1 protein-coding gene is annotated in these 1,012 nt (G+C 70.0%); it reads left to right on the top strand.

Annotated features, from left to right (window positions below; translation table 11 throughout):
- Nucleotides 1-817, top strand: an 817-nt coding sequence (locus ACGF5C_RS34650; protein ID WP_393308621.1) for a DUF222 domain-containing protein, incomplete at its 5' end; no start/stop codon positions are given.
- Nucleotides 818-1,012 lie beyond the last annotated feature (195 nt).

Here is a 1,012-nt window from a genome sequence, read left to right as displayed (position 1 = left end):
CGGCGTCTGCAACCCGGAGGACCCGAACAGCCCCGCCGTCGATATCGACACCGCCGACCCGGCGATGCTGGCCGAGGCAGCGCGAGCCGATCACCGCAGCGCCGCCCAACGCAACCACGACGCACTCACCGCGGTCTTGCGCTCCGGCCTGATCGCCGAAGACCTCGGCCGCCACCGCGGCATGCCGGTGACCACCGTGCTGACGATGAAACTCGAGGACCTGGAGAAGGATTCGGGTGCCGCGACCACAGCCACCGGCGGCGTCGTGCCGATCCGCGAGGCGCTGCGACTGGCCGAACGATCCCGCCCCTACCTGGCGATCTTCGACCACGCCGGACTCCCCCTGTACCTCGGCCGCATGAAACGACTCGCCTCCCCGACCCAACGCCTGGCGCTGATCGCCGCCCTGCGCGGCTGCTCCCGCCCCGGCTGCGACGCCCCCGCAAGCCTCTGCGCCGCCCACCACATCCGCGACTACGCCAAAGGCGGCCCCACCGACATCACCAACCTCGTCCTCGCCTGCGACGCCTGCCACGCCCTGATCCACGACGGACCCGGCGGCTGGAAAACCGTTGCACAGAACGAGCTTTCCCCGTTCCCGGGCCGCACCGCCTGGATCGCACCCGAACACATCGACCCCAGTCGGACACCCCGCATCAACCACCGCCATCACCCCGACGAACTCCTGGCAGCGATACTCACGCGCGTCCACCTACGTGACGAACGGGAACGACTGCAACGCCGACAACGCGAACGCGAACAGCACGAGCGTTGGTTGCAGTCGCGTTCGCGCCCACCCGACACCAGCGCGGCCTGACACCCGACCACCGGCCGGGCACACCGCGGTGCGCGAAGCAGGACGCCGACTCTCACAGCCGCCGGGATCGGTCCGGCCTCACCCGCCCGGCGGCCACGAGAGTCCTCATCGCTACCGCCTTCGCAGCGCACAAGCCGGGATCACATTCCAAGTGCAGCTGCATATCCTCGTGCGCCTCCACCACTGTCGGCACCG

The organism is Micromonospora sp. NPDC047620 (assembly GCF_043205005.1).
In the GTDB taxonomy this organism is placed as follows: Bacteria; Actinomycetota; Actinomycetes; order Mycobacteriales; family Micromonosporaceae; genus Micromonospora.
This window is presented reverse-complemented; position numbering and strand designations above follow the sequence as displayed.